Below are 20,198 nucleotides of genomic sequence, written 5' to 3' on the forward strand. Positions count from 1 at the left end.
GATATGAATATGGTAATTTTAATTCTCAAAAAGGGAAGATAGTAAATGAAATAAATTTCGAAAAAGAATTAAGTGATTTGAGTTATATCAAACAAAAACAGGCCATAGCCAAACATATTTTGATTTCTTTAAATGCAACAATTGAAAAGCTTAAGAAGAAAAAAATCAGTTATGATTTTGAAAGCATGCAAAATGATTTTTTAGAAATTCTAACAAAATGGAAATTAAGTTAAACTTTATAAAATCCGATTTGCGAAAGTAGATCGGATTTGCTTCGTCTATTCGTTGTCCTTTTGATCGAAGGGAGACTCAGGCGATAATGAATAGGAGAAGCAAATCGCACTCCTATATCTACAACCATCCGGACTTTACCAGGCGTAATTTCTTGCTTGATTTTGCCTTTCAGTCGAAAGGACAATACAGAGTCATAAAATTTAACAAACGAAAAAATGTTAAAAACTTGACAAAAAAAAGCATTGTAGTCGTCTTATAATTCTTATTTTTATTACTTATAAATAAGAGATTCATGACATTACCTTTCATAGAAATAATAGAAGCCACTACCAGTGATCCTAATTTGCTAATGTGGAAATTTGCTGATGAAGACAAAGAAATCAAAAACGGCGCAAAACTAACCGTCCGAGAAAGTCAACAGGTCATGCTTTTAAATGAAGGTCAGCTTGCGGATGTTTATTTACCCGGACTTCACACTTTGTCTACAGAAAACATTCCTGTCCTAAGCAAACTCAAAGGCTGGAAATACGGATTTGAAAGTCCGTTTAAAGTCGATGTTTACTTTTTCAATACGCATCAGTTTATCAATAACAAATGGGGAACTCTTGCCCCAATTCTCCTAAACGATCCTCAATTTGGACAAATCAGGATACGGGCTTTTGGAAGTTTTGATATTAAAATTACAGATGTTGCCAAATTCTTTCGCCAATATGCCGGAACTTACAAGCAGCTTACCATTTTCGAACTGCAAAATCAATTAAGAGATTTTGTCGCTCCAAAATTTGGTGAAGTTTTAGCAAACGAAAACATAACTGTTACGGATGTTGCCGGAAACATAACGCAATTGGGCAAAAAAATAGAGCCTTATCTCAAACCCTATTTCGAGCAATTTGGAATTGAGCTGACTCAGTTCGTTATTACCAGCGTAACCTTACCGGAAGAAGTAACAGCACATTACGACAAAATCACCAGCATGAATATGGTAACCGATATGGATAAATTTACCAAATTCAATACCGCAACTGCCATCGGCGATAAGGGAACAGCACTTCACGAGGCAACGCAAAATGCTTTAAGCATGGGGATTCTTTTAAATCAACTACAGCAGAATAAAGAGACTTCAAAAGAAGAAATAAAAGACGATCTCACCTCAAAACTTCAAAAACTAAAATCTTTGTTTGATGCCGGTTTAATTGATGAAGAGGAATTTAAATCGAAGAAAACAGAATTACTAAGTCAGTTATAATGGAAGAGAAAAAAGTAAATTCATTTTTGAGCAGGCTCAAAGAAAAGGCACAAAAACAAACGAATTATGGCGGAGAAACAGAAATGACTGAAGCCAAGATGAATGCTAAAGACTGTCCAAATTGTGGCGCAGGAAGAGCCAAACAAGACGGACTAACGCATTGTGCCTACTGCGGATTTGAGTTTTTGAGTGTAAATCTCACAGATGGCGTTTACCTTAAAAAAGAAGACAATTCAATTTAAACCTTTAAAGTAATGTTCGGATTATTTAATAAACAAAAAGACGAAGCTCTTCCGGAATGGTATTCGGAGCTTCAGCAATCACAGGAAAGATGGTTTAACTTTTTAGAAAAACTGGAAGCCAAACTGGAAGAATTTGCAACTGCCGCAATTCCGGAATTGAAAGAGATTCTTCAAAGTGATGATGATTTATACAAAAGAGCTTTTCACAGAGTATATTCCGGTGTAAATGGTCAATTATCCAATATCAGAGAAAAAGCGAGAGATACTTATGAAGAAAAAATTATCGACGTTTACAATCATTACAATTCCCAGATTTCTGTTTTAAGCAAACATCACAATTTAGTATCAGATTTCAGAAGCGTCTGTTCTGATCGTCATAATGACTTTGAAGATCAATACGAATATTGGAGAACCCAAATCGAAAAAACACAGGAGCGTGATCTTGAAATTGAGTACCAAAAAATACTGGACGAATTTGAAGCAATCAAAAATAAATTCAACTGCACACAATGTGGAGGCAATATTGAGATCGAAAAAATCTTTTTAATCGAAACTTATATTCAGTGTCCGTATTGCAATACCCAAAACACGTTTGCTCCCAGCACACAGGCCAGAAATCTGCAAAATATTGCCAGAGGTCTGGCAGAGCAAAGAACAGCACATCTGTACAAAGCTTTTGAAATCGAAAATAACAAAGAGCGTGAATTATACCATCAGCGTCATGAATTGAGTTTGAGTAAAATTCACGAATCTGATAAAAAAGTACTGAGTCAGATTCTGGCAAAAATGGAGGAACTTGAAGAACAAAGACAGTTTGTGATTCAAAATGCCCCAAAACTGCATCAGGCCTATTTACGTGCCATGTATGACGAATGGAATAAAATCACGCCCGATTTGAAAGAACACAACGAAAAAATGTATCAAAACCAATTACAATATTTATAATTTATTAACCCCTAAACAAACGGAAAAATGTTTAAAAAACTTTTTGGAGCCTTAACCGGAGACAACAAACAGGAAAATCAAAATTATGAAACTCAAACTTCAAACAATAATTATGAAAATGATTATGAAGATAACGATCAGGAAACAGAATATGATCCCGAAACTTTACACGGCACACATTATTCTGTAGAAGATTTCGACAATGAGGTAGCAGAAAGATCTGAAGCATGGATCACAGACGAACGCGCAAGTGGAGAAAATCTTGACGAAAAAGACGTTCAAAATATCTACTTTAATTACAGAAGAGAAGTATATAAGGAATGGAACAACTGTGATTCAGATCAGATGATTCGTTTTGAGCACGCCAATTCTTTAAAATACAGTGGAGTTCAGGTTTCAGGATTTGTAAAAGTAGAGGACAACAATCCGTTTTTGGAGCCCGTACATGGAGTAGATTTAAGAACTTATACTGCAATGTGTCTTAAAATAAGCGCCGGGATAGATTATCTTGAAGTATGCAAAGCAATGGGATTTGAACCGGCAGTTTGGGAAGAACTAAATACGATCTGGCCACAGCGTATGGGTGAAGATACTTCGTTTACGGTTACTACTTTATTTGGTCAATATTATGCCGAAAATGTAACCGTACCACAATTAGAGAATCTGAAAGCCGAAACTTCAGAAGAAGGAGCCGCTAATCTTGAAAAAATCAGAACAGATCGTTACTTCTACGAAGAACTTGCCGGAGCCAGACAGGCAGCTTATGAATACGGAATTGATGGTGCTCAGTGGATTCTGGAAAACTTCGGAATTAATTTAGCGGATTTCCAATCTGTTGCCATGCAATGGATGACCGAGCAAAATCAAAACTGGAACTCTGAAGACATTAACGAATTCTTCAATTACCAACAGGAAAAACAAAAAGAGTATGCCGCTAAATTTGCCGCAGAACAAGGTGGAAACATCGCAGACGATATCAATTTCTAAATTGACCTTTTTTGATGATAAAAAAACCGATTTGCAAAACAAATCGGTTTTTTATTCGTTTTAAAATTTCTTAAAATTCTTTAAAAGCTATAAAATAATACCTAATGGAAAACACACCTACCTTCTTTGCCGACGGAGAAAATCCAAAAATGATCGAAGCCTATCAAAAAGCACAAGAAACCTTTAAATATTTTTGGAGAGAATTATCTTGGGAATACCGCCGAATTGTTCCGGGACTTGACGTTGCCTGCGTAAAACTAGCCTTTACTCAGGAAATTGATGGTGAAACTGTAGTCGAACACATGTGGATCAACGATATCAATTTTGACGGTGATACCATTTACGGCATCTTAGTAAATCAGCCTAACGATTTAACCAATGTTAACAATGGCGACGAAGTACAAATTCCCGTAAATCAAATAAGCGATTGGCTATATGCGTCTCAGGGTAAAACCTACGGAGCCTTTACAATACATGCGATGCGTTCAGAAATGAGTAAAGAGGAAAGAGAAGACCATGATGAAGCCTGGGGTCTAGAATTTGGAGATTACAACGATATTCTGGTTGTTTCAGATCAAAAAGAAAAACCGGAAAACCTCATAGAACACCCAATGAGCAAAAACATGAAAGAAAGCCTTATTGATTTTGTCAAAAATAATCCCGAAGAACTTAGCGCGACAGATGAACTTGGTTATACTTTTTTACATCGCGAAACCATTGCAGGAAATAAAACCTCTGTTGAAGTTTTACTGCAATCGGGAGCAGACACAAAAGTTAAGACCAACAATGGCAAGACCGCCCTTGACTTTGCAAAACAACTGAACTGGGAACATTTAATTCCTTTGTTGTAGTTTTTAGTATCTAAAGTCCGATTTGTCTTAGCATATCGGACTTTTTTTTTGAAATTTCTATGAAAATAAATATTAATTTATAGTAACCATTAAGAGACCTTTTTTTAATAATAAAGCACTAATTTTGCGGCACCCAAAACAAATCTGCCATGAAAAAAATAGTGCTCGTAGTAACATTCGCTCTTCTTTTACCTGCAATGGTTATTGCGCAAACCAAAACTGAAACGCCTGATGTTTTTGCAAAATCTACTAATTATGTAAATGATTTTGAAAAAATCCTTACTTCAAGCCAAACCAAAAATCTGAGCGACTTTTTGAAAGCCGGCGAAACCAAAACTAAAACTAAAATTACTATTGTAACCCTCTCCTCAATAGCACCATACACTAATCTTACCGATTATTCTTCAGACCTTGAACAGTATCTGGTTTCTAAACTAAAAATAGACTCCTCTATTTTAATCGTTTTAAGCAAGCAACTGAGACAAATTCAGATTCAGGGCGTCAATAAACTGCGTCCAAAAATGAGCGATCAGGAAATTAAAGACATCGTATCAGCTTATGTATTACCGGAATTGAAAAAAGGCGATTATTATAAAGCCTTACAGGAAGGTTCGATTCAGCTTATTAAAAAACTGGAGTAAGAAAGTAACCCGTTTATTGATTACTTATTAATCAAGAAAATAGTAAATCCGACCTATGAAAATAGGTTGGATTTTTTTGTCATTTCGACCGAAGGGAGAAATCGCACTAGAAACTCCGTTGCTAGAATCTCCAATCTTTGTCGAATTTAGGATGTGATTCCTCCCTCCGGTCGGAATGACACAAATCATTTGCAACACCTAATAACGAAAAATTATGGTAGCGTATGTTTTATCAAAAGCAATAATTAAAAGTCAAGTAACTTTGACAAAGAAATTCCTAAAACATTTGCAATTTCAAGCAAAGTGTAAATCGTCGGATTAACTTTTCCGTTTTCAAGTTTTTCAATAGCTTGGCGGTCTTTACTACAAGCCCTTGCCAAGTCAGATTGACTCCAACCTCTTTTTTCTCGAAGTTCGACAATCCTTTGACCAATTTTCTTTTTTAATACATCTCGTGTCATTTATCAAATGTCATACAATTTGCTTACAAAATTGTCATACTAAAGATTGACAGATCGAAAAAATAATTTACATTTGTCATGTAATTATATGACAAATGAAAAATTCAAGAAAACTGAAAATTCATAGAAAGCATCAAGCACGGGCTTACAGAAAAACCATAACGATTCCACAAATAATACTTGAAGGTAAATGGCTTGGTCGTCTTGGCTTCATGGCAGGACTGATGGTAAATGTAGAACAAAGGAAAAACAAATTGATAATTACTGTTCACAAGGAATGATTTTGCGAATAAAACTCTTCAATCAGATACATTTCAAAGCACTATTTTCCTTCAAAAAAAGACGGTACAAACTTGGCACTTTCAAACTTTTACACGCGATTATTTTTCATAACTTTATCACTAAATAAAAAGGGTCATGAAAGAAATATGCATTGTAGAATTTCCGTCGAATCTGGGTTTAAAAGAACCTCAACCCGGAAAAGAACCGGGCGTAAAAAACTTACCTGACTGGTTATGGAAACACCATCTTCATAAACTCATTCACCCTAAAAATAGTGTAAGACTTGATCCTCCAAAATATTCAAATAAGCGGGATCCTGAAACTCAAATTCTCAATAGCACTTCACTAATCGATTATGCCAGAGAGCAAGCTTATCTGTTAAACAATATACTTTCTCAGAACAAATTTCCGTTTATCTTAGGCGGAGACTGCAGTATACTTTTAGGAACTGCTATAGCATTAAAGCAAAAAGGAAATTACGGACTGTTTTATCTCGACGGACATACCGATTTTATGGATATCGCGTTATCCGAAACCGGAGGTGTTGGCGGAATGGCCGCATCAATTGTTACCGGAAACGGAACTAAAAAACTAACCAATATTCTAAATCTGTGTCCTTATATCAAAGAAGAAAATCTCTGGTGTGTGGGAAATCGTGAATATGATGATGCCTATGAAAATGAAATTCGCAACTCCTCTGCTACCTACCTTAGTTTGGATCACTTGCGAAACCAGGGGATTCAAAAAAGTGTACAATTATTTCTTTCGGAAATAGAAAATAAGAATCTCGATGGTTTCTGGCTGCATATCGATGTCGATGTTTTAAATGACACCATAATGCCTTGCGTCGACAGCAGAACACCCGACGGACTTACTTATGCCGAATTTAACGAACTAACTTCAATGCTTTTTCAAAGTAATTTGTTAACCGGACTTGAAATTACCATTTTAGATCCTGATCTCGATCCTACCGGACAATACACCAAAGAGTTTGTAAATCACTTTTCGGCTACTTTTAATCAACATATCAATCTGGAGGTATAAAAACTTTTTGTCCTGATTTTGTCAAACTAAAAACCGTATTTTAGCTACTACCATTGAAGCAAAAAACACAGCCAAAACAATTGCATCATGAATACAGCGATACAAGATTACAATAGTTTACAAAGCAGTTCCGATCAGGAAATCTGCCACCAACTGGCGGTACTAATCGACGAAAATCTGCCGGAGGCCGAGAATAAAATCTGGCACGCACATCCGGTTTGGTTTTTAGAGGGTAATCCTATTGTAGGCTACAGCAAACTAAAAAATGATGTTCGGTTATTGTTCTGGAGCGGTCAGTCTTTTGATGAAGAACAACTTGCCAATGAAGGCTCTTTCAAAGCGGCAGAATTTCGCTATACCTCAGTCGACCAAATTAACCCATCCGACTTAAAACGCTGGCTTGCAAAAGCAAGAAAAATTCAGTGGGACTATAAAAACATTGTCAAGCGTAAGGGAGTTTTAATACGTCTGAAATAATTTAAAAAAGTATTATATTCAATCTTTGAATTGAAAAGCAATCCTAAAAACTTTTTAAATTTTTAAATGGAGAAAGAACAACTAATACAAATACTAATCTATTTCCACGCCCTGCTTGGCGCTATTGCACTTGTTTCGGGATTCATCTCGTTAGTCTCTCAAAAAGGGAAAAACACGCATAAAAAACTGGGAAAACTCTTTTATTACACCATGCTTCTGTCGGCCATAAGCGCCATGATTATTTCGGTACTGCCCCAACATCAAAGTCCGTTTTTATTTTCAATCGGAATTTTTAGTTCCTATTTTGTACTAACCGGCTACAGGGCTTTACGCTTTAAAAAAAGCGATGTAAACCTTAAAAACGACAAAATCATTTCGGGAATTATGCTCGTTACGGGGCTTGTAATGATCCTGTACAATCCGTTAATAAATCAATCTATCAATATTGTTTTAACCGCTTTTGGCCTCGTTGGACTGTTTTTTTCAAGCAGGGATTTAATGCTTTTTAAAAATAAAACCAGACTAAAAACTGTGTGGCTAAAATTGCATTTAGGAAAAATGCTTGGCGGTTATATCTCCGCCACCACCGCTTTTGTAGTTGTAAATGAATTTTTTCCTGGTTTTTACGGTTGGTTTATCCCCGGAACAATAGGAGCATTTTATATTGTGTACTGGATGAGAAATGTCGATAAAAAACAAACCGCAGTAAGAATAGAATAGAATTATTGTCGAAAGAGGAAAGAAGAAAGAGCAAAGAAGAGAGATAATTTACTCCTTAAACTAAGATGAAAAAACGCATAACATATCAAATTGATTCTTTTACAAAAGAAAAATTCAAAGGAAACCCGGCAGGAGTTGTCGTAAATGCAGACGGAATGAGTGACTACGAGATGCAACAAATTGCCAGGGAATTAAACAACTCCGAAACAGCATTTCTTTTCGCTCCTGATGGTCCTGACTGTGATGGCATTATACGCTACTTTACCCCAAATACCGAAGTTCCTATTTGCGGACACGCTACAATTGCAGCAATGTATGCAAAAGCCATCGAAGAAAAGTTAGACTCCTGTATTTTAAGATACAAAACAAAAATTGGTATTCTACCATTTGAAATCATTCGGAAAAATGATGATTATCAAGTTGTGATGACGCAGGGAAGTTTTGAACTTAGCGCCCCTTTTAATGAAACGATCGCGCAAAAAATGATAACTGCTTTAGGTCTTGAAAAATGGGAAATCGATGAAAAATGTCCGATTCAGATTGCTTCCACAGGCCATTCTAAAGTAATGATCGGCATCAAAAGCAGAGCAACACTAAACGCTTTAACGCCTAACTATACTGCTCTGGCCAGCTTAAGTAAAGAGATCAACTGCAATGGTTATTTTGTTTTTACCTTTGATTCGGATGATACAACTATTTTGACCTATGGTCGTATGTTTGCCCCCGGAATTGGCATAAACGAAGATCCTGTTACCGGAAACGCAAACGGACCTTTGGGCGGCTATTTGATTCAAAACAAAATTGTTCCTTTTACTGGTACTGAATTTCAATTTAACGGAAGACAAGGTGAAAAAATAGATCGATTGGGAGTCCTACAGGTTAAAGTTACAATTGCCGATAATACCCCACAATTGATTCAGATAAAAGGTGATGCCGTTGCCGCTTTCAGGACTGAAATAGAAATTTAACAATACCTTTTCAACTCCTTAATTCACTCCAAAATTACGATGGAAATAACAGCCTTCCGAAAAAGCGACTACGAACCTTTAAGAACTTTATTCTTAAACGAAAGACGGCGTACTTTTTCGTGGCTTGACCCTTCTGAATTTCAATTAAAAGATTTTGACCGCGATACCAGAGGAGAACTGATTTTGGTCGCAAGACATCATGAAGTTCCAATTGGGTTTATTTCGATCTGGATGAAGAACTATTTCGTTCACCATTTGTATGTTGACGAACAGCATCAGGGCGAAGGTATAGGAACCGAATTATTGAAAGCGGCAATCCAAAAAACAAAACTGCCCATCCGATTAAAATGTTTAGAAAACAACACCAAAGCCGTCGCTTTCTATCTCAAAAAAGGCTTTTTTGCTACCGAAAGAGGACAATCAGAACACGGAGGTTATATTTTGTTTGAACTGATAGGGAGTATAAAATAAAACGCGAAAGAAAATATCTCCCGGGCATTTTTTGGACATCAAAAAAAAAAAAAATTCCGCTCTTCAAAAAAAACTTGAAGAGCGGAAATAAAGCTTTTAGTTTCTTAACGTACCAGGAAAAGAGCATTGCTAAACAGTAAAACTCCATTTTCCCAAAAACCTCTGAAAAGCGGGTTATCCATCATATAAATTACGGTCCCGTCCCCTCTTTTGTCTACCGCAAAACTTACCGTTTCGTTCAATTTTTTTCTAATATCGTTGCCTACAAATCCATAGCTCAAATAATCTTTCGGAATGTACGCCACATTGATGGCCTTTTTTAGTAATGAGAACGATCTTTCGTTACTTTTAAGACTGAAATACGTATTTCCTAAGCCGAAAGCCATTGGATAGGTTTTGTCCAGTTTATTTTCGATAATGGCACCGGGAATCGAACCCGAGATTTCTCTTCGCTCAGAACCTTCAAAGTCCAGAAAACGCTTTTTAAGTTCGATCTCTTTCTCTTCTTTTTCTGATTTTTCTTTATCTTCTTTACTTGCAAACAAACTCAGAGCGTAGCCATCACGGTCCTGAAACAATGAAATTGCATTGGCCATGGCAATAACTTTTCCGCCATTTTTCACCCATTCATCGATTTGTTTTTTCTGATCTTCCACCAGGTCATAGCTACCATCTGAAAGAATCAAAGTATTATAGTTGTACAATTTAACTCTGTTTAAATTTGCCGTTTCTACAATACTCACCGGATAAGCAACGGTTTCATCCAGATAAAACCATGTCGCTCCAAACTCGGTTGAAACTACTCCTTTTCCGGACAACATTAGTATTTTTGGCGCTTTAAGTAGCGTAAAATTCTCCCCTCCGATATCTTTAGAATTAGTCGAAAATCCTGTACTGATAAAACTAAAATCGGTTTTGACTTTGATAATATTGCTGACTGTCTTTTCAAAATCAGTAATTTTTGGATTATCGGCTTTGCTGATAATTAGTCCTCCCGGCTCGACCGTAACAGTTCCGAAAACTGCTTTTTTCATGGCCGAACGAACTTTAATTCCCGCCTGATGCAGCAAAGAAACAACCTGTGCCGACGTTCTGTTATTCCACGGAACATAAAAAGCGTAAACGGATTCCGGGATGTTTTTTTCTGCAGACTCGATTTTATTCTTTGTTTTAATCGGAACACTATTTTTAACCGCATAACCGTCAACACCATAAGCTAAAGGAAGTGCCCAGGCGGTAATATCATACGATAAACTGTCATTTAATTTTTGATTGGGCTCAAACAACACCTGTGTTAAAACCGATCTTGGCTGATCTGCTTTAATAATCAAATCATTAGGCTCAATTTTAAAACTCTCGTTCTTCTTAGTTTGATAATGAAATCCGGAGGCGCTTCCGGAAGCATCCGCGTAACTAAATTCAACATCATTCTTTTGAAGCAGCTCCACCAGCTGTTCCAATTTAGGATTATTTTTCAAAACATACGTATTGTAAACCCCTTTTGCTTTTTTACGGGCATTGATATGAAAATCTCTAAAACCTTTCAGCAATACTTCTTTTTGCGAGGCGGCACTTTCTACCACGGTCAAAACTGCAGCTGCATGCTGTGTCAAGCGATCTTTTATGGTAACATTAGAGCCGTTTTCCATGGTTACTTCACGTCCTGCACCTATTCCGCCTTTTTCCAGCGTAAGACCTACGGCGCCATTATAGGTTGGATAGGTATCCCCGTAACTAGGATAAAACAAATCAAATCGTTCTCTGGTATTGTACATCCAGTTTTCCTTGTCAAACTTCTGCGAGATATTTTTACCTAAAACCGTATAAAAATCCTTCTGATATTGTTCAATAAATTCATGCAGAGGTTCTGCCGCCGGGGGGAAAAAATAAGGTGAATTGTAACTCATTTCATGCACATCGGTATGTACCTGTGGCATCCATTGATTGTACAATTTAATGCGCTGCTGCGATTCAATTTGTGTCTGCCAGGCCCAGTCGCGGTTCAAATCAAAAAGATAATGATTGTATCTTCCACCCGGCCAGACTTCCATATGCTCTCTGTCATACAAACCCGGATGTGTTTTTTTTCCGGAGATTTCTCGCAGCCAGTTTCCATATCGCGAATAACCGTCGGGATTGATGCACGGATCGAGAATTACAATGGTATTTTTGAGCCATTGTTTTGTGGCTTCATTTGAAGGATTCAAAAGTTCGTAGGCCACGGTTAAGGCACTTTCGGTTCCGGCAAATTCGTTTCCGTGAACATTAAAACTCAGCCAGACAATAATTTTATTTTCAACTCCACTTGTTTTTTTATCTGATAGTCCAATGGCAGCTAAATTATTGTTTCTGATTTGTTCCAGATTTGCCAAATTTTCGGGAGTCGAAATATAATAAACATTCAGATCCCGCTGTTCGTTGGTTGCGCCGTATTTTTGTTTTTTGATCGACTGCGATTGTTCCGTCAGGTATTTAAAATACTCTTCGACCTGATGGTAATAACTAATTTGTTTTCCGTAATTCGGAATAAATTCTGAAGGTGCTTTTAATTGTGCAAAGGCAGAAAAAGTAATGGTTAACAGCAGAACTGCTACAAAGAATATTTTCTTCATAAATAATTTTGTTTTAGATGGTTGGTTAAAAATAACAATTAACTTAATCCCTTTTCTAAAATCACCAGGAATATTATCATTTTACAGAAGCTATTTCGCAATTTAGCTTACTATTAAAAATTGTTCTGCTTCTTTTCTTTCGGGATTAAATCTGTATTTTTGTTCATCAAAAAAACAGCCTGTTACAATTTAAAAGAACAGTCCGCAGCAAACTGCAAAAATACATCTGATGAAATGAAAATAGAAACTCATACGATAAACAATACCCGAATATAAAGTATAAAAGACTTTTCAACTAAACAAGATTCTCTTTGTAATTCCTATTTTTACTCCATCAAAACCAAATCAAAAAAGACAAATACCCCAAAACTCTATTATGGAAGAAACAGCAATTGAAAAATCAGTTTTTGAAGAAGTACCAACCGAAAAAATCTATACCGACAACGCAATCCGTGTTGGCACTTTCTTAGGAGGACCTTTGGTTGCGGGGTATTTTTTAGCGGAGAATTTTAAGGTTTTTGGTGATTCCGGCAAAGCTAAAAGAACCTGGATTATAACCATACTTGCAACTATTTTTATCTTTGCCCTGATATTCTTAATTCCGGAACACATCAGTGCTAAGATTCCAAATATCGTTTTCCCTTTAATTTATATGGCAATTGCCACTTATTTCACCAAAGAATATCAGGAAAAACAAATTAGCAAACACCTCGAAAATGGCGGCGAACATTTTGCCTGGCCGAGAATCATTCTCATTTCGGTTATTGGTATTTCGGTTCTTCTTGGCGGAATATTCAGTATTGCCTTTTTAACCGAAACAGCAAACGGAGGCCTCACAGAGTCAACTAAAAAATATGGCATTATGAATCATGAAATTGCCTATCAAAGCAATATTAATGAAAACGAAGCCGATAAAATTGCTGAGGCCCTTCAAAAAACAAACTTTTTTGATGATGCCATAACCAAGTATGTTTACTTAGAACAAATCAATAACAACTACGAAATCTCTATTTCATGCAACGAATCGGTTAAAGACGACCCGTCGACCGTTGAGCCTTTTGTTGTATTAAGAAACGATATACAAAAATATTTCCCACACCATAAAATCATTCTGAAACTTGTAGTGAATGATCTCGACAATGTGGTCAAAAGAATTGAGTAGACCTAAGGCGCTCCTGGACTGCTCTCGCTTTGGGATATGAAATGTGATTTATAAAATGTAAGATGCAAGCCGAAAATCTAACAATCTAACAATCTAATTATCTAATTGTCTAATTATCTAATTGTCTAATTATCTCCTCAATTTTGTCTCTTCACGCCCCTAACACCCTGATAATTAAACCCTAAATTTGTATTCTAACTTTTAAAACCTTACCCAATGAGTGCTACAAATTTTACCACAGTTATAATCGTAGATCAGTCTCCACAGGAAGTTTTTGATGCCGTTACGAATGTACGCGGTTGGTGGTCTGAAGAAATCGAAGGCAATAGTGCGAAACTAAACGATGAATTTGACTATCATTACGAAGATATCCATCGTTGTAAAGTAAAAATCACAGAAGTGATTCCGAATCAGAAAATAGTCTGGTTGGTGGAAAAAAATTACTTCAAGCTTACAGAAGATAAAACGGAATGGACAGGAACTCATCCTACTTTTGAGATTTCGGAAAAAGACGGCAAAACGGAACTTCGTTTTACTCATGTGGGTTTGGTACCGGAATATGAATGTTTCGAAATTTGCAGAGGTGCCTGGACCAATTATATCGAAAATAGTTTGCTTAAACTAATTACAACCGGAAAAGGAGAACCAAACGCAACCGGAAAACCACAAACAGAAAACGAAAAAAAACTTTCTGAAAAAGAATAAAAAATAAGCTGGAAAGCATCATTTAATTGCGATACCAACTATAATTTTCATAAATTCGTTTTACTAAAACGATGACTATGAACCCTATTTTAAGAAATACATTAGCAGTTATAACAGGTCTTTTTGTTGGAAGTATTGTCAATATGGCTATCATATTAATGAGCAGTTCTGTCATTCCACCTCCCAATGGTGCTGATGTTACAACTATGGAAGGACTAAAAGCTACTATGCATTTGTTTGAACCCAAACATTTTCTCTTCCCCTTTCTGGCGCACGCAATAGGTACGTTTGCAGGTGCGGGAACAACTGTTTTAATTGCAATCAGTAATAAAACAAAACTTGGGCTGGTTATTGGTGCTTTCTTTTTACTTGGAGGAATTGTGAATGTGTGCTCATTGCCTTCACCGGTTTGGTTTACGATCACAGACCTTTTCTTTGCCTATATACCAACAGCGTATCTGGCTATAAAATGGTTTGCAAAGAAAGATTCTAAATCCTAAAATTCCGCTTTATAAAATAATGAAGAAAATTGGGCTTGTGGGAGGAATCAGCTGGGTTTCTACCATAGATTACTACAAATTTATTAACGAAGGAGTAAATAAAAAATTAGGCGGACTTCAATTTGCGGAATGTCTGATTTATTCATTAAACTTGGGTGATGTACAGGAAAAAACTTGGGCTCACTCCTATGAACTTTTATGGAATGCCTGCTTAAGTTTAAAAAACAGCGGTGTTGATGCTGTCGTTTTGTGTGCAAACACGGCACATATGTTTGCTCGTGAAATCGAAAATGAAATTGGACTACCCCTAATTCATATCGGAACGGAGACTGCAAAAGTCATTGTGAAAGAAAAAATCACAACCGTTGGACTTATAGGCACTTCATTTTCGATGGAAATGGATTTTTACAAAGATCGCCTTAAAAGTTTTGGGCTGAATGTCCTGATACCCGAAAAACAGGAAACGCGCGACTACATACAATATGTTCTAAAAGAAGAACTTGGAAGAGGAATTATCAATCCCGATTCGAGACAAAATTATATCCAAATAGCAAACGAACTAATTCTGCAAGGTGCCGAAGGTATCATTTTAGGATGTACTGAAATTCCACTATTGCTAAGTCAATCCGATTTTTCTGTTCCTGTTTTTGACACTACAAAAATACATTCTCAAGCAATTGTAGACTTTATACTGTCTTAAAATTAAACACTTAAGCCCGTTTAGTGCAATTAATTTCATAACTTAGTTAGCTCATTAAACTTAACTCTCATGACTAAGAAAGAAATCGCCCGCGACTTTTTAAAACTCGCCGCAAACGGACATTCACACGAAGCTTTTCGTCTACATGTCGGCGAGAATTTCAAGCATCACAATGCTTATTTTAAAGGAGATGCCGAAACACTCATGCTGGCTATGGAAGAATCAACCCGAAAAAATCCCAATAAAACTTTAACTATTCATCATATTCTGGAAGATAAAGATCTGGTCGCCGTACATTCGCACCTGAAACAAACTCCTGCTGACATTGGTTTTGCTGTCGTACATATCCTTCGTTTTGAATTGGATAAAATTGTAGAATTTTGGGATTTAGGGCAATCCATTCCTACCGAAATGATTAATGAAAATGGAATGTTCTAAAAGAACTTTATTCTTCCGAATTCAGATTCAAAAATCTAAAGATCAAAAGTAATGTTTTAAATCTTTAAAAAATGGCACAAAATAAAACCATAGAAACAGAAAACAGTGTTGCCGAATTTATCAATGCTGTCGAAGACACAACCAAAAGAAATGATGCTTTTGAACTGGTCAGACTGATGCAGGAACAAACGGGTTTCGAAGCCAAAATGTGGGGACCAAGTATCATAGGTTTCGGCAGTTATCATTACAAATATGCCAGCGGCCGCGAAGGCGATGCTCCATTGGTGGCTTTTTCACCAAGAAAAGCCGCAATTTCACTTTATGTTTACGCATCACCTGAAAAAAGAGAGGAGCTACTCTCTAAATTTGGAAAACACAAAGCCGAAAAAGGCTGTATCTATGTCAAGAAATTAAGCGATATTGACCTCGAAATTCTTAAAAAAATGATTTCCGTATCAGTTGAGCACTTACAAGAACTATATCCCCCTCAATAAAAATGATTACACCTTTTCTAATTATAATTCTGATTTTAGGCCTTACACTTTACTTCTTTTTACAGCACCCGAAGTTTGGTAAAGCACCTTCAGGAGAGAGATTGGCATGGATTCAAAAATCACCTCAATTTAAAAATGGCAAATTCGAAAATCAAAACCATACACCGGAATTAGTAGAAGGCTACGGATATCCAAGAGTATTGTATGATTTTCTCCTTAAAAAAGTAGACAGGAAGACTCCATCTGATTTAATCCCATCCATCAAAACCAATTTACTGGAACTTTCTCCAGAAAAAGAGGTGCTGATCTGGTTTGGACATTCTTCGTATTTCATCCAGCTTGAAGGAAAACGCTTTTTAATTGACCCCGTTTTCAGCGGCAATGCCTCCCCGATTCCCGGTACCACAAAAGCATTCAAAGGAACTGATATTTACACGGTTGATGATCTTCCGGAAATTGATTATTTACTGATCACACACGATCATTATGACCATCTCGATTATGAAACCATTTTACAATTAAAGCCCAAAACCAAACAGGTAATCTGTTCTCTTGGGGTAGGTTCTCACTTTGAATTTTGGGGATTTCCAACTGAAAATATCATTGAAAAAGACTGGTTTGAAAAAATAGAACTCGATCAGAATTTAACGCTTTATACTACTCCTTCAAGGCATTTTTCGGGCAGAAGTTTTAAACGATGTAACACACTTTGGACGTCGTTTGTAGTAGAAACCAAAGGTTTTAAAATGTATTTGGGCGGCGATAGTGGTTATGACACCCATTTTAAAGAAATTGGCACTCAATTTGGCCCTTTTGACATCGCTCTTATCGACAACGGTCAATACAATCCTGCTTGGAAATACATTCATAATTTACCCGAAGATGTTATCAAAGCTATGAAAGATCTGAATGCCAAAAGAGTATTTCCGGTGCATTCTTCTAAGTTTTCATTGGCACCGCATTCCTGGGATGAACCACTGAATAAAATAACTGAATTAAATGAGTTATCCCAAAACCCAATTCCGTTGATTACTCCCATGATTGGAGAATTAGTGGAACTAAAAAATGAAAAACAGCAATTCCGGCAATGGTGGAAAGGCATAAAATAACCCGCATTCTTCAATTAATAAAATAAAAAATGATTCCTTCAGCTTATACTCTGCGCAATGCCCACCCTTCCGAATTTGAAGAAATTGGAAAATTACTCATTAGTGTTTATTCACAATTAGAAGGTTTTCCCAAAGAAAATGAGCAGCCCAACTATTATAAAATGCTGGCCAATATTGGTAATTTTACCCATCAACCGCAAACCGAACTTTTAGTCGCTGCTGACGAAAACAATACAATTCTTGGTGCTGTAGTCTATTTTAACGATATGAAAAACTACGGTTCGGGCGGAATTGCTACTCAGGAACAAAACTCAGCCGGGTTTCGATTACTGGGAGTTGCACCAACTGCCCGCGGAAAAGGAATTGGTAAACTTCTAACGCAGGAATGCATCCAAAAAGCGGCTGATAACAAACGTACTCAATTGATCATTCATTCGACTTTAGCTATGAAAACAGCCTGGGAAATGTATGAAAAAATTGGCTTCAGAAGATCTGAAGACTTAGACTTTATGCAGGGTGAACTCGCCGTATTTGGCTTTCGTTTACCGCTTAATTCCTAAAACTATTGTGCAACTAAAAAACAGTTCAAATAATGAATACCTCTCTTTTAAATCTGCAGCCTGAAATTCTGGAAGATGATCTGGTTCAATTACTGCCGCTTCAGGAAAATGATTTTGAAAAATTATACAAAGTGGCTTCAGATCCTTTGATTTGGGAGCAACACCCGAATAAAAATCGGTATGAAAAAGAAGTTTTTCAAAATTTCTTTGAAGGTGCTATGGAAAGCAAAGGCGCTTTTCTGATCATCGATAAAGCAACCGGAGAAATTGCAGGAAGCACCCGATTTTATGAATACAATCCTGAAAACAAAACTGTTTTTATTGGATATACATTTTACGGAAGAAAATTTTGGGGCACCGGATTTAATACTCAGGTGAAAAAAATGATGCTGGATTATGCGTTTAAAGCAGTTGACAAAGTCCAGTTTCATATAGGAGCGGAAAATTACCGTTCACAAAAAGCCATAGAAAAACTGGGTGCTGTTAAAGTAGAAGAAATAAACGTTGCTTACTACAATGAACCATCCCGTCATAATTTTGTATACGAATTAAAAAAATAATGAAAAGAATAACTGTTTTCTGTGGTTCCAGTTTTGGGACCGACAAAATTTACCAAGAACAGGCAGCACTGCTTGGAAAAACTTTAGCCCAGCAAAATATAGAGTTGGTTTATGGCGGAGCAAATGTAGGCCTGATGGGCGCTGTCGCCGATGGTGTTCTGAACGAAGGCGGAAAAGCTATTGGTGTATTGCCCAACTTTTTAAGGTCAAAAGAAATTGCTCATTTAGGTTTGACCCAATTAATCGTTGTGAAAAGTATGCACGAAAGAAAGACCAAAATGAATGATTTATGCGACGGTGTTATTGCACTACCGGGTGGTTTTGGAACTTTGGAAGAACTTTTTGAAATGCTAACCTGGGGACAATTAGGTTTGCATAAAAAACCAATCGGCATTCTGAACATCAATGGCTTTTATGATTCTTTGATTGAACTAACCAAAGTTATGGTAGAGAAAGGCTTATTAAAGCCTGTCAATCAGGAAATGCTTCTAGTGAGCGATACCATTGAGGATTTATTACATCAAATGAGAAATTACGTTCCGCCAGCCACGGGAAAATGGATTGATACCACACAATCCTAGTATCTGAAAAATAGTTGCAGAGAAATTCTTTTCAGACAAATCATAGTGCCTCCGGAACAAGTATCGGCCAATCAATAGTTCTAATTTTACAGTATTAACAAAAAACTAAAATCATGGATACTTTTATTGTGGATGCTAAAACCATTACATTATTGCTGGCTACCTTATTTACAGGACTTTTAGCCGGAATATTTTTAACCTGGGGCAACACTGTAACTCCGGGAATTGGAAAATTGGATGACATCAATTATCTCAGAGCTTTTCAAAACATGAATCGCACCATACAGAATCCGTTGTTTTTTCTGGTCTTTTTTGGTTCCTTACTGTTTTCTTTTGCAGCGGCTTATTTTTATAAATCAAATACAATTGTTTTAAGTCTGACAGTTAGTGCTGCGATTATCTATCTTATAGGTGTTATTCTGGTTACTATTTTGGGAAACATTCCGCTAAACGAAATGCTTGATAAGACAGATTTGGTACATACCTCAATTCAGGAAGCAGCCCTTTTACGAAGTAAATTTGAAGCAAAATGGAACAATCTCCACCTTTTCCGAATCGTAGCTTCTATAATTTCTTTTTTACTTTTGATCATTAGCTGTTTAGTAAAAACGAAGCCATAAATTTTATACATTAGAGGTCGGGGAAAAATGAAATATAAAACTTCAGCTTTCACAAAACTCCTTTCACATTTCACATCTAATCATTTCACAGAAAAAATGAAAACAGAAAACAACCACTTCGCAAAAGCCGAAATGCTAATCAGAAAACCCGTATCAGAAGTTTTTCAGGCCTTTACAGATCCGGAAATCACCAGTAAATTTTGGTTTACAAAAAGTTCAGGAAAACTAATCGCCGGAACTACAACCGAATGGACTTGGGAAATGTATGGATTCTCGTTAACGGTAACTACTCTTATTTTAGAGGAAAATAAAAAAATTGTAATCGAATGGGGAAATCCTAATGAAACCACCATAGTCGAATGGACATTTAGTCCGTTAAACGAAAATGACACCTTTGTCAGCATCACCAATTCAGGTTTAAAAGGAGATCCAGATAAAATCATCGATCAGGTTCGAAATTCTACCGAAGGTTTTACTTTGGTTCTGGCCGGAGCAAAAGCTTATTTAGAACATCAAATCCAGCTGAATTTAGTTTTGGATCGATTCCCTAAAGGATTGGAATAAACAACCAAGAACCTGAAACCTGAA

The 20,198-nt window shown here is 36.5% G+C and carries 27 protein-coding genes; 25 read left to right on the forward strand and 2 right to left on the reverse strand.

Features of this window, described 5'->3' with window-relative positions; genetic code table 11:
- The 7 genes from JO950_RS07045 to JO950_RS07075 all read left to right on the forward strand — a co-directional run.
- Positions 1-233 (forward strand): hypothetical protein (locus tag JO950_RS07045; protein ID WP_202702009.1); only part of this gene is annotated, 233 nt, incomplete at its 5' end.
- A 293-nt stretch (positions 234-526) separates the two neighbouring features.
- Positions 527-1,480: an SPFH domain-containing protein gene (locus JO950_RS07050; protein ID WP_202702010.1), complete on the forward strand. Its 954-nt coding sequence runs from the start codon at positions 527-529 to the stop codon at positions 1,478-1,480.
- Positions 1,480-1,722, forward strand: a complete 243-nt coding sequence (locus JO950_RS07055) for a hypothetical protein (RefSeq protein ID WP_202702011.1) — start codon at positions 1,480-1,482, stop codon at positions 1,720-1,722. Before JO950_RS07050 ends, JO950_RS07055 begins: the two co-directional genes overlap by 1 nt.
- A 12-nt stretch (positions 1,723-1,734) precedes the next feature.
- Positions 1,735-2,667: a hypothetical protein gene (locus tag JO950_RS07060; protein ID WP_202702012.1), complete on the forward strand. Its 933-nt coding sequence runs from the start codon at positions 1,735-1,737 to the stop codon at positions 2,665-2,667.
- 27 nt (positions 2,668-2,694) lie between these two features.
- Entirely contained in the window at positions 2,695-3,654 is a 960-nt protein-coding gene (locus tag JO950_RS07065) for a DUF6620 family protein (protein WP_202702013.1), read from the forward strand.
- Positions 3,655-3,758: 104 nt separating this feature from the next.
- On the forward strand, positions 3,759-4,505 hold the full coding sequence (locus tag JO950_RS07070) for a DUF2314 domain-containing protein (protein ID WP_202702014.1): 747 nt from the start codon (positions 3,759-3,761) through the stop codon (positions 4,503-4,505).
- Between the two features lie 149 nt (positions 4,506-4,654).
- Positions 4,655-5,146 (forward strand): YgcG family protein, encoded by a 492-nt coding sequence (locus JO950_RS07075; protein ID WP_089076528.1) that lies wholly within the window; start codon positions 4,655-4,657, stop codon positions 5,144-5,146.
- A gap of 245 nt (positions 5,147-5,391) precedes the next feature.
- On the opposite strand, the gene JO950_RS07080 is transcribed toward JO950_RS07075, so the two are convergent.
- Positions 5,392-5,607 carry a helix-turn-helix domain-containing protein gene (locus tag JO950_RS07080; protein WP_202702015.1) on the reverse strand — a complete coding sequence of 72 codons (216 nt, stop codon included), beginning with the start codon at positions 5,605-5,607 and terminating at the stop codon, positions 5,392-5,394.
- A 95-nt stretch (positions 5,608-5,702) separates the two neighbouring features.
- Between JO950_RS07080 and JO950_RS07085 the strand changes: the two genes are divergently transcribed.
- The 6 genes from JO950_RS07085 (at position 5,703) to JO950_RS07110 (ending at position 9,569) form a co-directional block, all read left to right on the forward strand.
- Positions 5,703-5,888 (forward strand): SymE family type I addiction module toxin, encoded by a 186-nt coding sequence (locus tag JO950_RS07085; protein WP_202702016.1) that lies wholly within the window; start codon positions 5,703-5,705, stop codon positions 5,886-5,888.
- Positions 5,889-6,024: 136 nt separating this feature from the next.
- On the forward strand, positions 6,025-6,933 hold the full coding sequence (locus JO950_RS07090) for an arginase family protein (protein WP_202702017.1): 909 nt from the start codon (positions 6,025-6,027) through the stop codon (positions 6,931-6,933).
- Positions 6,934-7,020: 87 nt separating this feature from the next.
- The gene (locus tag JO950_RS07095) at positions 7,021-7,410 is read left to right on the forward strand and encodes a DUF1801 domain-containing protein (protein WP_202702018.1); all 390 of its coding nucleotides are present in this window, start codon (positions 7,021-7,023) and stop codon (positions 7,408-7,410) included.
- Between the two features lie 66 nt (positions 7,411-7,476).
- Positions 7,477-8,130 (forward strand): DUF2306 domain-containing protein, encoded by a 654-nt coding sequence (locus tag JO950_RS07100; protein ID WP_202702019.1) that lies wholly within the window; start codon positions 7,477-7,479, stop codon positions 8,128-8,130.
- Between the two features lie 65 nt (positions 8,131-8,195).
- The gene (locus tag JO950_RS07105; protein ID WP_202702020.1) at positions 8,196-9,098 is read left to right on the forward strand and encodes a PhzF family isomerase; all 903 of its coding nucleotides are present in this window, start codon (positions 8,196-8,198) and stop codon (positions 9,096-9,098) included.
- Positions 9,099-9,137: 39 nt separating this feature from the next.
- Positions 9,138-9,569: a GNAT family N-acetyltransferase gene (locus JO950_RS07110; protein WP_202702021.1), complete on the forward strand. Its 432-nt coding sequence runs from the start codon at positions 9,138-9,140 to the stop codon at positions 9,567-9,569.
- Positions 9,570-9,673: 104 nt separating this feature from the next.
- Here the strand turns inward: JO950_RS07110 and JO950_RS07115 are convergent, their stop codons facing one another.
- Entirely contained in the window at positions 9,674-12,181 is a 2,508-nt protein-coding gene (locus JO950_RS07115; protein ID WP_237732304.1) for a M14 family zinc carboxypeptidase, read from the reverse strand.
- 376 nt (positions 12,182-12,557) lie between these two features.
- Here JO950_RS07115 and JO950_RS07120 point away from each other — a divergent pair, with 376 nt between their 5' ends.
- The 12 genes from JO950_RS07120 to JO950_RS07175 all read left to right on the forward strand — a co-directional run bounded on the left by JO950_RS07120 (position 12,558) and on the right by JO950_RS07175 (position 20,174).
- Positions 12,558-13,343 carry a hypothetical protein gene (locus JO950_RS07120; protein WP_202702022.1) on the forward strand — a complete coding sequence of 262 codons (786 nt, stop codon included), beginning with the start codon at positions 12,558-12,560 and terminating at the stop codon, positions 13,341-13,343.
- A 216-nt stretch (positions 13,344-13,559) separates the two neighbouring features.
- Complete coding sequence (locus tag JO950_RS07125; RefSeq protein WP_202702023.1) at positions 13,560-14,048, forward strand: SRPBCC domain-containing protein; 489 nt, start codon at positions 13,560-13,562, stop codon at positions 14,046-14,048.
- A gap of 77 nt (positions 14,049-14,125) precedes the next feature.
- Positions 14,126-14,548 (forward strand): hypothetical protein, encoded by a 423-nt coding sequence (locus JO950_RS07130; RefSeq protein WP_202702024.1) that lies wholly within the window; start codon positions 14,126-14,128, stop codon positions 14,546-14,548.
- Positions 14,549-14,567: 19 nt separating this feature from the next.
- Entirely contained in the window at positions 14,568-15,248 is a 681-nt protein-coding gene (locus JO950_RS07135) for an aspartate/glutamate racemase family protein (RefSeq protein ID WP_202702025.1), read from the forward strand.
- A gap of 69 nt (positions 15,249-15,317) precedes the next feature.
- Positions 15,318-15,686: an ester cyclase gene (locus tag JO950_RS07140; RefSeq protein ID WP_202702026.1), complete on the forward strand. Its 369-nt coding sequence runs from the start codon at positions 15,318-15,320 to the stop codon at positions 15,684-15,686.
- Between the two features lie 71 nt (positions 15,687-15,757).
- A complete protein-coding gene (locus JO950_RS07145; protein WP_202702027.1) occupies positions 15,758-16,180 on the forward strand; it encodes a DUF1801 domain-containing protein in 423 nt (140 codons plus the stop codon).
- A 2-nt stretch (positions 16,181-16,182) separates the two neighbouring features.
- Entirely contained in the window at positions 16,183-17,289 is a 1,107-nt protein-coding gene (locus tag JO950_RS07150; RefSeq protein ID WP_202702028.1) for an MBL fold metallo-hydrolase, read from the forward strand.
- A 29-nt stretch (positions 17,290-17,318) separates the two neighbouring features.
- The gene (locus JO950_RS07155; protein ID WP_202702029.1) at positions 17,319-17,849 is read left to right on the forward strand and encodes a GNAT family N-acetyltransferase; all 531 of its coding nucleotides are present in this window, start codon (positions 17,319-17,321) and stop codon (positions 17,847-17,849) included.
- A gap of 32 nt (positions 17,850-17,881) precedes the next feature.
- Positions 17,882-18,409, forward strand: coding sequence for a GNAT family N-acetyltransferase (locus JO950_RS07160; RefSeq protein WP_202702030.1), 528 nt, complete (start codon positions 17,882-17,884; stop codon positions 18,407-18,409).
- Positions 18,409-18,990 carry a TIGR00730 family Rossman fold protein gene (locus tag JO950_RS07165; protein ID WP_202702031.1) on the forward strand — a complete coding sequence of 194 codons (582 nt, stop codon included), beginning with the start codon at positions 18,409-18,411 and terminating at the stop codon, positions 18,988-18,990. The genes JO950_RS07160 and JO950_RS07165 overlap by 1 nt, the downstream gene beginning before the upstream one ends.
- A 113-nt stretch (positions 18,991-19,103) precedes the next feature.
- Positions 19,104-19,610 (forward strand): DUF1772 domain-containing protein, encoded by a 507-nt coding sequence (locus tag JO950_RS07170; RefSeq protein ID WP_202702032.1) that lies wholly within the window; start codon positions 19,104-19,106, stop codon positions 19,608-19,610.
- A gap of 96 nt (positions 19,611-19,706) precedes the next feature.
- Entirely contained in the window at positions 19,707-20,174 is a 468-nt protein-coding gene (locus JO950_RS07175; protein ID WP_202702033.1) for an SRPBCC family protein, read from the forward strand.
- Positions 20,175-20,198 lie beyond the last annotated feature (24 nt).

This window comes from Flavobacterium sp. UGB4466, from assembly GCF_903469665.1.
GTDB lineage: Bacteria > Bacteroidota > Bacteroidia > Flavobacteriales > Flavobacteriaceae > Flavobacterium > Flavobacterium lipolyticum.